The sequence below is a fragment of the Roseburia rectibacter genome, from assembly GCF_014287515.2.
Taxonomy (GTDB): Bacteria; Bacillota; Clostridia; order Lachnospirales; family Lachnospiraceae; genus Roseburia; species Roseburia rectibacter.
Genome location: NZ_CP092473.1, coordinates 2,381,174 through 2,394,898, shown reverse-complemented (window position 1 = coordinate 2,394,898; position 13,725 = coordinate 2,381,174). Strand labels below are relative to the sequence as shown.

General features: G+C 41.9%; 12 protein-coding genes. 11 read left to right on the top strand and 1 reads right to left on the bottom strand.

Going from position 1 to position 13,725, the window contains the following annotated elements; all coding sequences use genetic code 11:
* Positions 1 to 7: 7 nt before the first annotated feature.
* The 6 genes from rny to xerD all read left to right on the top strand — a co-directional run bounded on the left by rny (position 8) and on the right by xerD (position 5,715).
* The gene (gene rny / locus H8S51_RS11380; protein ID WP_022112858.1) at positions 8 to 1,555 is read left to right on the top strand and encodes a ribonuclease Y; all 1,548 of its coding nucleotides are present in this window, start codon (positions 8 to 10) and stop codon (positions 1,553 to 1,555) included.
* Positions 1,556 to 1,882: 327 nt separating this feature from the next.
* A complete protein-coding gene (locus tag H8S51_RS11375; RefSeq protein WP_186900443.1) occupies positions 1,883 to 2,356 on the top strand; it encodes a hypothetical protein in 474 nt (157 codons plus the stop codon).
* 26 nt (positions 2,357 to 2,382) lie between these two features.
* Positions 2,383 to 3,117 carry a response regulator transcription factor gene (locus H8S51_RS11370; protein ID WP_117919026.1) on the top strand — a complete coding sequence of 245 codons (735 nt, stop codon included), beginning with the start codon at positions 2,383 to 2,385 and terminating at the stop codon, positions 3,115 to 3,117.
* A 494-nt stretch (positions 3,118 to 3,611) separates the two neighbouring features.
* Positions 3,612 to 4,166, top strand: coding sequence for an NUDIX hydrolase (locus tag H8S51_RS11365; protein WP_117919024.1), 555 nt, complete (start codon positions 3,612 to 3,614; stop codon positions 4,164 to 4,166).
* A 27-nt stretch (positions 4,167 to 4,193) separates the two neighbouring features.
* A complete protein-coding gene (locus tag H8S51_RS11360; protein WP_118208768.1) occupies positions 4,194 to 4,757 on the top strand; it encodes a hypothetical protein in 564 nt (187 codons plus the stop codon).
* A 73-nt stretch (positions 4,758 to 4,830) separates the two neighbouring features.
* Positions 4,831 to 5,715 carry a site-specific tyrosine recombinase XerD gene (gene xerD / locus H8S51_RS11355; protein ID WP_186900442.1) on the top strand — a complete coding sequence of 295 codons (885 nt, stop codon included), beginning with the start codon at positions 4,831 to 4,833 and terminating at the stop codon, positions 5,713 to 5,715.
* Positions 5,716 to 5,805: 90 nt separating this feature from the next.
* On the opposite strand, the gene H8S51_RS11350 is transcribed toward xerD, so the two are convergent.
* Positions 5,806 to 6,837: a 3-deoxy-7-phosphoheptulonate synthase gene (locus H8S51_RS11350; protein ID WP_186900441.1), complete on the bottom strand. Its 1,032-nt coding sequence runs from the start codon at positions 6,835 to 6,837 to the stop codon at positions 5,806 to 5,808.
* Between the two features lie 171 nt (positions 6,838 to 7,008).
* Between H8S51_RS11350 and aroD the strand changes: the two genes are divergently transcribed.
* From aroD to H8S51_RS11325, 5 genes are all read left to right on the top strand, one after another.
* Positions 7,009 to 7,761 (top strand): type I 3-dehydroquinate dehydratase, encoded by a 753-nt coding sequence (aroD, locus tag H8S51_RS11345; protein ID WP_186900440.1) that lies wholly within the window; start codon positions 7,009 to 7,011, stop codon positions 7,759 to 7,761.
* Between the two features lie 124 nt (positions 7,762 to 7,885).
* Positions 7,886 to 8,380, top strand: coding sequence for a MarR family winged helix-turn-helix transcriptional regulator (locus H8S51_RS11340; RefSeq protein WP_117919014.1), 495 nt, complete (start codon positions 7,886 to 7,888; stop codon positions 8,378 to 8,380).
* 3 nt (positions 8,381 to 8,383) lie between these two features.
* The gene (locus tag H8S51_RS11335) at positions 8,384 to 10,705 is read left to right on the top strand and encodes an ABC transporter ATP-binding protein (protein WP_186900439.1); all 2,322 of its coding nucleotides are present in this window, start codon (positions 8,384 to 8,386) and stop codon (positions 10,703 to 10,705) included.
* Complete coding sequence (locus tag H8S51_RS11330; RefSeq protein ID WP_186900438.1) at positions 10,698 to 12,551, top strand: ABC transporter ATP-binding protein; 1,854 nt, start codon at positions 10,698 to 10,700, stop codon at positions 12,549 to 12,551. The genes H8S51_RS11335 and H8S51_RS11330 overlap by 8 nt, the downstream gene beginning before the upstream one ends.
* A 155-nt stretch (positions 12,552 to 12,706) precedes the next feature.
* Complete coding sequence (locus H8S51_RS11325; RefSeq protein ID WP_117919008.1) at positions 12,707 to 13,672, top strand: L-lactate dehydrogenase; 966 nt, start codon at positions 12,707 to 12,709, stop codon at positions 13,670 to 13,672.
* The last annotated feature ends 53 nt before the right edge of the window (positions 13,673 to 13,725 follow it).

Genomic DNA, 13,725 nt, shown 5'->3' with positions numbered 1-13,725 from the left:
TGCTCCTGTGGGAAGTGTGATTATCGCTGTTGTGATCACTCTACTGGTTACCGCGGTCGTTGTATATTTCGTTACAACTGCTTACTATAAAAAAGTAACAGAGGCTAAGATCGGAAATGCAGATGAAAAAGCGCGTGAGATCATTGATGAAGCGGTAAAGACGGCAGAGACCAAGAAGCGTGAAGCAATGCTTGAAGCGAAGGAAGAATCCATCCGTGTCAAGAATGACTTAGACAAGGAGGTAAAAGAGCGGAGAGCAGAGATCGGACGCAGTGAACGACGCATTGTTCAGAAAGAGGAAAATCTGGACAAAAAGTTAGAAGCGATCGAAAAACGTGAGGCGGGATTTGCAGCCAAGGAAGAAGAGATCAACAGACAGAAAGCGCAGGTCGCAAAGCTCAATGAAGAGCGTGTGAAAGAACTGGAAAGGATCTCCGGTTTAACCTCCGAACAGGCAAAGGATTATCTCTTAAAGACTGTTGAAGAAGACGTTAAAATTGATACTGCAAAATTGATCAAAGAAATGGAACACAAGGCAAAGGAAGAAGCTGATAAGAAGGCAAAAGAGTATGTAGTCACTGCAATTCAGAAGTGTGCTGCAGATCATGTTGCCGAGACGACGATTTCTGTTGTTCAGCTTCCAAATGACGAAATGAAAGGAAGAATCATCGGACGTGAGGGACGTAATATCCGTACCTTAGAAACGTTGACAGGTGTTGACCTGATCATTGATGATACTCCTGAGGCGGTAATTTTATCAGGTTTTGATCCGATTCGTCGAGAAGTTGCCAGAATTGCTTTGGAAAAACTGATTGTGGATGGACGTATTCATCCGGCAAGAATCGAAGAAATGGTTGAGAAGGCTCAGAAAGAAGTCGAGACAATGATTCGTGAGGAAGGTGAGGCGGCAACTTTAGAGGTTGGTGTTCATGGAATTCATCCAGAACTTGTACGTCTTTTAGGACGAATGAAATTCCGGACGAGCTACGGACAAAATGCTCTCAAACATTCTATTGAAGTAGCACAGCTTTCCGGATTACTTGCTGCTGAGATTGGTGTAGATGTAAGAACTGCAAAACGGGCAGGATTATTGCATGATATCGGTAAATCTGTAGACCATGATATGGAAGGTTCCCATATTCAGATCGGTGTGGATTTATGTAGAAAATACAAGGAATCACCAATTATCATCAATGCGGTAGAAGCGCATCATGGTGATGTAGAACCGGAGTCATTAATTGCATGTATCATTCAGGCTGCAGATACGATCAGTGCAGCAAGACCAGGTGCCAGAAGAGAGACACTTGAAACATATTCAAACAGACTGAAACAGTTAGAAGATATTTCTAACGGATTTAAGGGTGTAGAAAAATCCTTTGCTATTCAGGCGGGCAGGGAGATTCGAATCATGGTTGTTCCGGAACAGATCAGCGATGCCGATATGGTATTGCTTGCACGTGATATTTCAAAACAGATCGAGGCTGAATTGGAATATCCGGGACAGATTAAGGTAAATGTTATTCGAGAATCAAGAGTAACGGATTATGCGAAATGATTCGTGACAATAGTTTTGCTCGCGAAGCGTGCAGGCCATTGTTCATGATAATAGAATGTTTACAGAACGTGCATTTTATTATTGGAAAAAATAAAGAGACTGTCGTACCAGAGTCAGAAATGACCGGTACGGCAGTTTTTTGATTCATAGGAAATCTCACGTCCTATGAATCAAAAAAACTCCGGGCAGGATTCTTTCTTGTATATATGGAAATTGCAATCCATAATTCCATATCCATGAAGATAAAATCCTAAAAAAATAGTGCCAGAATGTAAAATATATGTTAAAATACATCTGAAAAAGAGCGAAAGAAAGGTGGTGTGGCAAATGCAGAGTGTGAAAAAACATAAGTGGATTTTATTCCTTCTGATCGGATTTATGATCATATCTTTCTTTCAGTTTTTACCACAGACAGACACACTGCATTTGGAAAAGACATCACAGAGTTTAAAGCTGGCTGCAGATATACTGCCTGATGGCGGAATAGAGCAATATCAGACAGACTGGCTGATGGAGCCGGGGATAGCGGAACATCAGGCGTGTAACGTTCCTGAAAATATACCGGCATCCGCATTTGCGCGAACAACGCAGAGCGATGCCGTTCTTGGAGAACAGGGACAGAGCAGGTTTCAGATTTTACGTTTTCTTGTAGAAGTATACGTACTTATTGTGATACCGGCTGTTATTTTGCATATGGCATTGAAGCGTTTTGGCAGCCATATGATCATGCTGTGGCAGAATATCAAATATATCCATCTGGTAGATGGAAAGAAGGCAAAACATTTTCCTGTAATCAAATAAAAATATATTACAGGAGGCGTTTTAACGTGAATGAAAACAGAATAAGTGACAGAGCAAAAATATTACTGATTGATGAAGATGCGAGTATTTCCTATTTGATCCGCAGGGCAATGGAAAAAGAAAATTATAAGATATATACTGCGGGAAAAGGAAAACAGGGGATGGAGATGAGTACCGGTATCTGCCCGGATCTGATCCTGATGGATAATAAATTTTCTGATATGGAGGGACTGGCGTTAATTCAATGGTTTAGGGAGTGGACGGATGCTCCGATTATTGTTTTATCGGAACAGAACAGCTATCTTGATAAAGTAGAGGCATTATATGCCGGAGCAGATGATTATATGGTAAAGCCGTTTCATGAAAAGGAACTGGCAGCACGGATTTTTTCGGCATTGAGAAGAAGAATTTCGACAGGTGCACATACATACTATGAGGCAGGAAATCTTAAAGTTGATTTCACAAAAAGACAAGTTCTGCTTGGAGGTATGGAAATTCATTTTTCGCCAGTGGAGTATCGGATCATAGAAAGTCTTGCGTTAAATGCTGGCACGGTTGTAACATACCAGATGCTTTTGGAAAAAATATGGGGACCGTATGCAGAGCAGAACAGCAGGATACTTCGTGTTAATATGACAAATATCCGAAAAAAAATCGAAAGATCTCCATTGGAACCGGAGTATATAACAACGATCCCGAGGGTAGGATACCGGATGTTAGAGAGCCAGACGAGTGTAAATGGCATGCAGATGATGGCATAACAGAAAAAGAAGGTTGAAAAAAACAGACTGCACACAGATATGTGCGGTCTGTTTTTTATGTAATAGGAAAATTCGTTGAAATTACCTATTACATAAAAAACCCTCCGGGCAGGATTGTTTCTTGGATAATATAATGTCATTCTATTATTTGGATGTACGATATTTTTTCGACTGACAGTAGGAATCATAAATTCCGTAAACAAAACCTCCGATCATAATGCCAATACCGATAATAGAAAAAATAATTTCAGCAATTGTCATAGCTGGTTTCCTCCCTGTAGATAAGATGTTATCAGTATAACAGTATTCGTTATATGGAGGAGATATTTGCGCATTCTTTAATCCTTTTTGAAAAGAGAATGGGAAAGTTTTAACACTTTATTTATCTGATGTCAGGATATAAAAAACTGATGGAAAATAGACGAAGCGGGTGGTAAAATAACAGCAGAAAGAATAAGAACAAAAGAAGACAGGATTTGTGGAGGAATATCATTATGGATAAACAGGTCAAGAGAATAAAAAGAGAACTGGTGAAAAATGGAGCAATTCTGGATATATATACGGATACCATGCAGCTTCCGGACGGAAAACTTGAGGAATGGGATTTTATCTCGCACAGAAAAGGTGCAGCAGCAGTTGTACCGGTGAGAGAAGATGGAAAGATTCTGATGGTACGTCAATACCGGAATGCGATCGACCGAATGACACTTGAGATACCGGCAGGATCGAGAGATAGTGTCACAGAAGACACAAAAGTATGTGCAGCAAGGGAATTAGAGGAGGAGACAGGATATCGCAGTGATGATCTCACGCGTCTTTTATCCCTTAAGACCACAGTAGCATTTTGCAATGAGTTCATTGATGTGTATCTGGCACGCAATTTAAAACCGGGTCATCAGCATTTAGATGAGGGAGAGTTTATAGATGTTGAGGCATATGAGATAGATGAATTGTGTCAGATGATCTATGATGGAAAATTGCAGGATGCGAAAACAGTTTCTGCACTTCTTGCATACAAAAATCTTCTGAATCAGGAGAAAAACGCATAAACTAAAGAAAAAGGATGTGCGGTGTGCATGAAAAAAGAAGGATTCCTGTTTTTTGCGGTGTTTTTTGCGGGTGTTTTTCTTGCAAACCTGTTAAAGTACAAAGAGGGGAATCTTTGCCGGATATTAAACATATGGATTTTAGAACAGTTTGCATATAGCAGTATTTCGCTGGAAAGACTATTCTGGCAGTTGTTTTGGAAAAGGGGAAAGTTTGCTTTTTTCTCTTTTTTGCTTGGAGAATGGTGTGGATACGTGGTGGCATCAACAGCATGTTTGTGCCTGCTGACAGGAACTTTTGGGTTTTTCCTTACAATGGCGATTGCAGATCTTGGAATCCGGGGTGTTGCATTTGCGTTCGTCAGTGTTTTCCCGCATGCATTTTTATATGTGGCAGCGGTGCTATGGTGCAGGTTCTGTGGAAAAAACAAAATGCAGTATCGGTCATTTAACTGTGATCTGAAAAGCCGCATGAAAAAAATATTTGAATCTGTCTCGTTTTATGGAGTAGCAGTTGCACTGATGGTTGGCGGTGTTTTTGCGGAAACTTATATCAATAATCCGATCCTTAAGATGCTTGTAAAAAATTTTTGAAAAGATTGCTTTTTAGTTTGCTTGTTATTATAATGAAAAAATACACAGGATAAAAAGAAAGTCAGGAAAAAACATGACACGTGACATTATGGATTTTATAGAATATATTCACAATGAAAAACAGACATCGAAGAATACAGAGGTTTCTTATGAGCGTGATCTTCGTAAACTGAATGAATATCTGGCAGGGCAGAATATATGTGATGCAGCTGCTGTTACAGAGACAAATCTGAATGCATATGTTATGTTTTTAGAGCGCGAGGGACGGAAACCAGCGACTGTTTCGAGAAGTATAGCATCAATGAAGGCTTTTTTTCATTTCCTTGAGCGGGAGCGGAGAATTGAAGCAGATCCGGCATGGAGGTTGAAAGCACCTAAGATTGAAAAAACAATGCCACGCATTCTGACCACAGAAGAGGTGACACTCTTACTGGAGCAGCCATCCGGCAATACTCCGAAGAAACTGCGGGATAAAGCAATGTTGGAACTGCTTTATGCAACAGGGATACGCGTGTCGGAGCTGATATCACTGAAGATTTCGGATCTGAATCTTCAGATGGAGTATGTGATCTGTACGGACACCCACAAAGAACGTATTATTCCCTTTGGAAATGTTGCAAAGGAAACATTAGCAAAATATATACAGGATGGAAGAGAACATCTGATCAGCCAGGAAGACTGTCCGTGGCTGTTTACAAACTGTACCGGTGGTGCCATGAGCCGTCAGGGTTTTTGGAAGCTGATCAAGTTTTATGGGAAAAAGGCGGGGATCGAATCGGAGATCACACCTCATACATTAAGACATTCATTTGCGGCACATATGATCAGCAATGGAGCGGATTTAAAATCTGTCCAGGAGATGTTAGGTCATTCTGATATCTCAACGACACAGATTTATTCGCAGATGGGACAGGGAAGAATAAGAGAGGTATATTTAAAAGCACATCCAAGAGGATAGCAGTTAAAAAAGATGCAGAATATAAAAGAGGAACCCACGGATTTGGAGTTCCTCTTTTTATGTAGTATTTATACTATCAGAAGGTATCAATTAATTGCACATGTCTGCGATCGTATAAATAAGATTTTTGGAATCTTCCCAGCCAAGGCATGGATCTGTGATAGATTTTCCGTAGATATGTTCGCCAATCTTCTGGGAACCTTCCTCAATATAACTTTCGATCATGACACCTTTGACCATTTTTCTGATCTCAGAAGAAACCTGACGGTTGTGCATGACTTCTTTTACAATACGGATCTGTTCTCTGTGTTTTTTGCCGGAGTTGGAATGGTTTACATCCACAACGGCTGCCGAATTTACAAGATCCATTTTCTCATACATGTCGCACAGACGGATCAGATCCTCATAATGATAATTTTGTGTGGAGTTACCGTGTTTGCTGACTGCACCGCGCAGAACAACATGCGTAAGAGGATTACCGCTTGTCTCGACTTCATAGCCACGGTATACAAAATGATGTGGGTGCTGCGCTGCATATACGGAGTTGAGCATAACGGAGAAATCACCACTGGTCGGGTTCTTCATACCTGATGCAACATCAAAACCGCTGACGGTCAGACGATGCTGCTGGTCTTCAACAGAACGTGCACCGATAGCGACATAGGAGAGAAGATCTTCTACATATCCCCAGTTTTCCGGATAAAGCATCTCATCTGCACAGGTTAAACCGCTCTCTTTGATCGCACGGATGTGCATTTTTCGCATGGCGATCAGACCTTCGATCATATCCGGTGCTTTTTCAGGATCTGGCTGGGATGCGATACCTTTGTAGCCTTCACCTGTAGTACGGGGCTTATTTGTATAAACGCGTGGAATGATGATCAGGCGGTCAGCAACATCCTCCTGAATTTTTGTGAGGCGGCTGACATAATCGCAGACTGCGTCTTCCCTGTCAGCAGAACAAGGTCCGATGATAACTAAAAACCGGTCATCTTTTCCTGTGATGACGTCAGAGATCATGGCATCGCGTTCTTTTTTTAACTGTTTTAATTCTTCTGACAGCGGAAAATCATGTTTGATCTCTGCCGGAGAAGGAAGCTGGTTTAAAAATATAAAACTCATAATAAAACTCCATTCTAAGCGCCAAAGTACATGCGCTGTCTCTTGTATTTGATAAAATCAAAAATATATTAAATGATATTGCAGAAGATGTCAAATATTTGCATAACAGAGAAGTGATGGTTATAATGAAAATTATAGCAATGACGTAAGAGGTAATGGGAGGTGTCAGGCATGAAAATAAGAGAAACCGAAGTTGGAACGGGGCGTCCGCTGGTCTGTGTTCCGGTGCTTGAAAAAACAAAAGAGGAAGTTATAAATGAAATAGAATATCTTGCAGAATCCGCTGCAGACATGATCGAATGGCGGCTGGATGCATTTGAACATTTTACGGATTATAATGAAGTGCGGGAGATATTGCAGCAGGCAGCGCCTTTGCTAAAGAAAAAATTGTTTTTATATACATTTCGTACTGCAAAACAGGGTGGAATGGCATCGGTTGACCGGGAAACATTAACAGATCTGCATGATCTTGCGACAGAATCAGAATGTGTGGATCTGATCGATCTGGAATTTTTTGAGGAGGAACACACTGCAAGGCAGATCCGGAAAATTCAGAAAAAAGGGAAGAAAATCGTAGCATCACATCATGACCTGGAAGAAACACCACAGATGGAAGTTATGCGGATGCTGCTGGACCGTATGTGTGAAGGCGGAGCGGATATTGTCAAACTGGTTGTAACTCCCAAAACGCCGGAGGATGTTTTAAGACTTCTTGCGGTCACATCTGAATTTCACTGTGAAAACAAAGAAACTCCGATTATCACTGTGGCAATGGGAAAATTAGGTGAGATCAGCAGAGTAAGCGGGGAGACATTTGGCTCCTGCGTGACGTTTGCATCACATAAAAAGAAAAGTGCACCGGGGCAGTTTGATCTCGAAGAAATGAGACGGACAATTGATATGATGCATCAGGTGTGTGAGTAAAAATAAAAAAAGAATATAAAGAAAATATAAAGAATGGATAAAGTGCAGGGAAGATACTTGACGTAGTATCTTCCCTGTGTTAATATATGCCACTGTAAATAAATAACAAGGAGAATACATAACAATGTTAAATAACGAGGTGAGAAAAACAAAAATGGATGATTTATTTACAAGATTTTTCTCTGCACTGTATCAGTTCCATAAACTGCATATGGGCGATCTTGTGCCGGATATCACCAAAATTGAAGGTATGACGATGTTGGCGATCAGGCATTGCAACGGGGAAATGGGAAAGGAAGAACTGACGGTATCTGAACTGACTGCGAAGTTGAAAGCGAAGGGACCCGCAGTTTCACGTACCTTAAAGACATTAGAGGATAAAGGATATATTGAGCGTGATGTCAATAAGGCGGACAGACGAAATACGTATGTGAAACTGACAGATTCCGGGAAAAAGAAAACAGAGGAGTGCGAGCAGATCATGAGTAATTTTGCACATGCGGTTATTTCAAAAATGGACAGGGATGATATGGAAGGTATGATAGACTGTCTGAACGAACTGTATGAGGCAGCCAAAGAAGAAATTGCAGACCGGAAAATGAGACAAAAAGGAGAGTAGAATATGAGCAAAATATTTAAAAATATGCTCCCATACTGGAAGGGATTGATCATAGTAATCGCGCTGTTGATTGTTCAGGCATGGTGTGATCTGTCACTTCCGGCATATACATCGGATATTATTGATGTCGGTATCCAGAACAAAGGTGTGGAGCATGTACTGCCGGAAGCAGTAACAGAAGATGAATTTACATTAGTACAGCTTTTTATGACAGATGAGGAAAAAGAAAGCTGGGAGAACAGCTACGAACAGGATGGAGAGGTTTACCGTCTGACTGTTACAGATAAAAAACAGTTAGAGGAGCTGGATGATGCACTGCTTTTACCACTCCTGATGAATTATCAGATGTCATCGGTGGATGAGCAGACCTTTAAAGAGAGTGTGGCAAAACAGACCGGAATGGATCAGGCAATGCTTGATAATATGAGCATTGAACAGATCGGGGAGTCCATGGGCGTGCCGCTTACTTCTTTTGAAAAAGAGATAGAGGATGATGATGGAAATACCGTAGCCACAAATTGCGTGGATATGCGCACGATTTTTTCGGCCATGAAAGCATCCGGGGCAATGACAGAAGACCAGATCTTATCTATGCGTGATACCGTTTCCGATACGATTGATACGATGGGAAGCTCCCTGGTAAAATCAATGGGAATTGCTTATGCGGTTAACTGCGATACGCAGGCAGGGTTGGATATTGATAAGATACAGACATCTTACCTCTGGTCAGCCGGAGGAAGAATGGTTGCGATGGCGCTGCTTATGGGGGTTGCAACGGTTCTGGTAGGATTTGTTGGTGCACGTATCGGTGCAGGGATCGGACGTGACCTCAGAGGAAAAATATTCGGACGTGTGGTACGTTTTTCGAATGCGGAGATGGATCGTTTTTCCACGGCATCCCTGATCACAAGAAGTACCAATGATATCCAGCAGATCCAGATGGTTTCTGCCGTGATGATCCGTATGGTTGCATATGCGCCGATCCTTGGTATCGGTGGTGTCTTAAAAATCATCCAGACGGGAGCAGGAATGGGATGGATCATTATTCTTGCAATCCTTGTGATCCTCGGATATGTTATGGTATTGATGGCAGTTACGATGCCTCGTTTTAAACTGATGCAGAAACTTGTGGATAAGATCAATCTGGTATCAAGGGAGATTTTGACAGGACTTTCTGTTATCCGTGCATTCGGCAGGGAGACAGAGGAAGAAAAGCGTTTTGATGATGCGAATAAAGACCTGACAAAAACAATGCTGTTTACGAACCGTGTCATGACATTTATGATGCCTGGAATGATGCTGATCATGAATCTTCTGACCGTAGGTATCGTATGGGTAGGAGCTCATAAGATTGATGCAGGTTCTATGCAGGTTGGATCGATGACAGCATTTATTACGTATGCGATGATGATCGTTATGGCATTTTTGATGCTGACAGCAATGTCTATCATGCTTCCGCGTGCAGCAGTCGCAGCAGAGCGCATCGATGAGGTTATCAATACAGAATCTTCCATAGAGGATGCAAAGACTCCGGAAGAGTTAAAAGAACATAAAGGAGTGATCCGTTTTTCACATGTCAGCTTCCGTTATCCGGGTGCAGAGGCAGATGTACTTGAAGATATTGATTTTACTGCAGAGCCAGGTAAGACAACGGCGATCATCGGAAGTACCGGATGCGGAAAATCTACACTGGTCAATCTGATCCCGCGGCTTTATGATGTTACGGACGGAAGTGTTACACTAGATGGTCAGGATATCCGGAATATCCGCATGGAAGATTTGAGAGAAGAGATTGGTTTTGTACCGCAGAAAGGTGTATTGTTTTCCGGTACGATTGCTTCGAACCTGCGTTTTGGAAAGCGGGATGCTACGGATGAGGAAATCAAAGAAGCAGCAGCAATCGCGCAGGCAACAGATTTTATCGAAGAAAAACAGGAAAAATATGACAGCGATATCGCACAGGGTGGAAGCAATGTCTCCGGAGGACAGAAACAGCGTCTTGCCATTGCACGTGCGATTGCAAAACAGCCAAAGATCTATGTGTTTGACGACAGTTTTTCTGCACTTGATCTAAAGACGGATGCAGCACTTCGAAAGGCACTTGCATCAAAAGTTAAGGACAGTACGGTAATCATTGTGGCACAGAGAATCAGTACGATCCTGCATGCAGAACAGATCCTTGTACTGGATGATGGCAGAATCGTCGGAAAAGGTACACATGAGGAATTGCTGAAAAATTGTGAGACCTATCGGCAGATCGCACGTTCACAGCTTTCTGCAAAAGAACTTGGAATCGAGGAAAGTGAGGTGTCTGTCAATGAGTAATGAAAGAGAAAGAACAGGAATGCAGCGCCGTGGCAGAGGACCGATGGGACATGGCATGCAGCCGGGAGAAAAACCAAAAGATTTAAAAGGTTCTTTAGGAAAACTGTTATCTTATATTGGAAGTTTTAAAGCAGCGATTATTGTGGTCATGATTTTTGCGGCAGCTTCTACGGTATTTAATGTAATCGGCCCTAAAATTCTAGGAAAAGCAACAACAGCGCTTTCTGAAGGACTGATGGCAAAGATTCAGGGCACTGGAGGCATTGATTTTACTTATATCGGACAGATTCTTTTGTTTGTGCTTGGACTTTATGTGTGTAGTGCAGCTTTTAACTTTATCCAGGGCTGGATCATGACAGGTGTGACACAGAAGATCTGTTACCGGATGCGTAAAGAAATCTCTGAAAAGATCAACCGCATGCCGATGAAATATTTTGAGAGCCGTACTTATGGAGAGGTTTTATCAAGGATCACCAATGATGTCGATACTTTAGGTCAGGGATTAAACCAGAGTATCACAACGATCATTACATCGGTTGCTACTTTGATCGGTGTACTGATCATGATGCTCAGTATTTCTCCGCTGATGACACTGATCGCGATCGTGATCCTGCCAATCTCCATGGCACTGATCTCATTTGTGGTTAAGAATTCCCAGAAATACTTCAAAGACCAGCAGGAATATTTAGGCCACATCAACGGACAGGTCGAGGAAGTTTATGGCGGACATTTAGTTATCAAAGCATTTAACCGTGAAAAAGATACGATCGATGAATTTAACCGTACAAATGAAATTCTGTATCAGTCAGCATGGAAATCCCAGTTTTTGTCCGGAATGATGCAGCCGATCATGATGTTTGTCGGAAACCTTGGCTATGCAGCCGTGGCATTATCCGGTGGACTGTTTGCGATCCGTGGAACGATCACAATCGGTGATATCCAGGCATTTATCCAGTATGTAAAAAACTTTACGCAGCCGATCCAGCAGATAGCACAGGTCATCAACCAGGTGCAGTCGATGGCGGCAGCATCCGAGCGTGTGTTTGATTTTTTAAATGAGGAAGAGGAAGATCAGACTGCAGAAAATCCGGCAGATGTGAGTACAGTGACAGGAACGGTTGATTTTGATCATGTACAGTTTGGCTATAATCCGGATCAGACGATCATCAAAGATTTCAGTGCTCATGTAAAACCGGGACAGAAGATCGCTATTGTAGGTCCGACCGGAGCAGGAAAGACCACGATGGTAAAACTTTTAATGCGTTTTTATGATGTAAACAGCGGTTCTATCAAATTAGACGGTCATGATGTAAGAGAGTTTAACCGCAGGGAATTAAGGGATGCGTTTGGAATGGTATTGCAGGATACATGGCTGTTTAAAGGAACGATCATGGAAAATATCCGTTACGGTCGTTTAGATGCCACGGATGAGGAAGTGATCGCGGCAGCGAAAGCAGCACATGCCGATCACTTTATCAAGACGCTTCCGGGTGGTTATCAGATGGAATTAAATGAGGATGCAAGCAATGTTTCACAGGGACAGAAACAGCTCCTTACGATCGCAAGGGCAATTCTTGCAGATAATAAGATTTTGATCCTCGATGAGGCAACTTCTTCGGTTGATACGAGAACTGAGGTTACGATCCAGAAGGCAATGGATAACCTGATGCGTGGCAGAACCAGTTTTGTCATTGCACACAGATTATCAACGATCCGTAATGCAGATCTGATCCTTGTCATGAAGGATGGGGATATCGTGGAACAGGGAAATCATGAAGAACTGCTTGCGAAAAACGGATTTTATGCAAATCTTTATAATTCACAGTTTGAGGATGTTGTTGCCTGAAATAATAGAATGAATGATCCGTAAACATTTTATTGTCATGGATCATAAAGGGATGTCGTCATATGGCGGCATCCCTTTTTATGTATAAATTTTTCTGCGATCAGGAAATATTATAAAAAAAGCCATGTTTACATGGCAGAAAGCAGGAAAATCATATGGGAAAAATGAATATCAGAAAAGCAGCGATGATCGGCTGCGGATTTGTAGGTGCATCATCGGCATTTGCGCTGATGCAGAGCGGTATTTTTTCAGAAATGGTTATGATCGATGCAGATCATGCAAAGGCAGAGGGAGAAGCAATGGATTTAAGCCATGGACTTCCATTTGCAAGACCGGTAAAAATATATGCCGGGGATTATGATGATATCACAGATGCAGGGATCATTATCATCACGGCAGGAGCAAACCAGAAGCCGGATGAGACGAGGCTTGATCTGATCCACAAAAATGTAGAAATTTATAAACAGATCATTCCGGAAATTGCAAAGAGAGACTGTGAGGGAATCCTCCTTATCGTGTCAAATCCGGTAGACATTCTTACCTATACGGCATTAAAGCTCTCTGGTTTTCCGGAACACCGTGTGATCGGCTCGGGAACGGTGCTTGATACTGCCCGGTTAAAATATCTGATCGGGGAGCATTTAGGGGTGGACAACCGCAGTGTACATGCGTTTATCATCGGCGAACATGGAGACAGTGAACTTGCAGCATGGTCAAATGCAAATATTTCAGGTGTGAGACTTAGCGATTTCTGTGAAATGCGGGGACATTTTATGCATGAAGAATCAGAAAACCGTATCTATGAAAAAGTAAGAAACAGTGCTTACGAGATCATTGAACGGAAACACGCCACGTATTATGGAATCGCAATGGCGGTAAAGAGGATCTGTGAATGTATCATAAGAAATGAACAGTCGATCCTGCCGGTATCATCCATGATGCGTGGCATTTATGGGATGGAGGACGTCGTGATCAGTATGCCTGCCATTGTTGGAAAAGACGGAGTGGAGGATGTGATACCGATCTCGCTGGATGATGAAGAAAAAATCCAGTTAAAAAATTCGGCAGACATTTTGAATGAAATGAAAGAGATGATAAAAAAAGAACATGGGATCGGTTAAAAAAGAAGGATAATTGTGTTATAGTTTATTTATGCAGAGCACAACACAAAAGA

Bases quoted from the DNA above. Each gene is read 5' to 3' on its own strand.
- xerD (WP_186900442.1), top strand. From the start codon at position 4,831: ATGACACGTGACATTATGGATTTTATAGAATATATTCACAATGAAAAA.
- H8S51_RS11340 (WP_117919014.1), top strand. From the start codon at position 7,886: ATGTTAAATAACGAGGTGAGAAAAACAAAAATGGATGATTTATTTACA.
- H8S51_RS11330 (WP_186900438.1), top strand. From the start codon at position 10,698: ATGAGTAATGAAAGAGAAAGAACAGGAATGCAGCGCCGTGGCAGAGGA.
- H8S51_RS11375 (WP_186900443.1), top strand. From the start codon at position 1,883: ATGCAGAGTGTGAAAAAACATAAGTGGATTTTATTCCTTCTGATCGGA.
- H8S51_RS11365 (WP_117919024.1), top strand. From the start codon at position 3,612: ATGGATAAACAGGTCAAGAGAATAAAAAGAGAACTGGTGAAAAATGGA.
- H8S51_RS11335 (WP_186900439.1), top strand. From the start codon at position 8,384: ATGAGCAAAATATTTAAAAATATGCTCCCATACTGGAAGGGATTGATC.
- H8S51_RS11360 (WP_118208768.1), top strand. From the start codon at position 4,194: ATGAAAAAAGAAGGATTCCTGTTTTTTGCGGTGTTTTTTGCGGGTGTT.
- aroD (WP_186900440.1), top strand. From the start codon at position 7,009: ATGAAAATAAGAGAAACCGAAGTTGGAACGGGGCGTCCGCTGGTCTGT.
- H8S51_RS11325 (WP_117919008.1), top strand. From the start codon at position 12,707: ATGGGAAAAATGAATATCAGAAAAGCAGCGATGATCGGCTGCGGATTT.
- H8S51_RS11350 (WP_186900441.1), bottom strand. From the start codon at position 6,837: ATGAGTTTTATATTTTTAAACCAGCTTCCTTCTCCGGCAGAGATCAAA.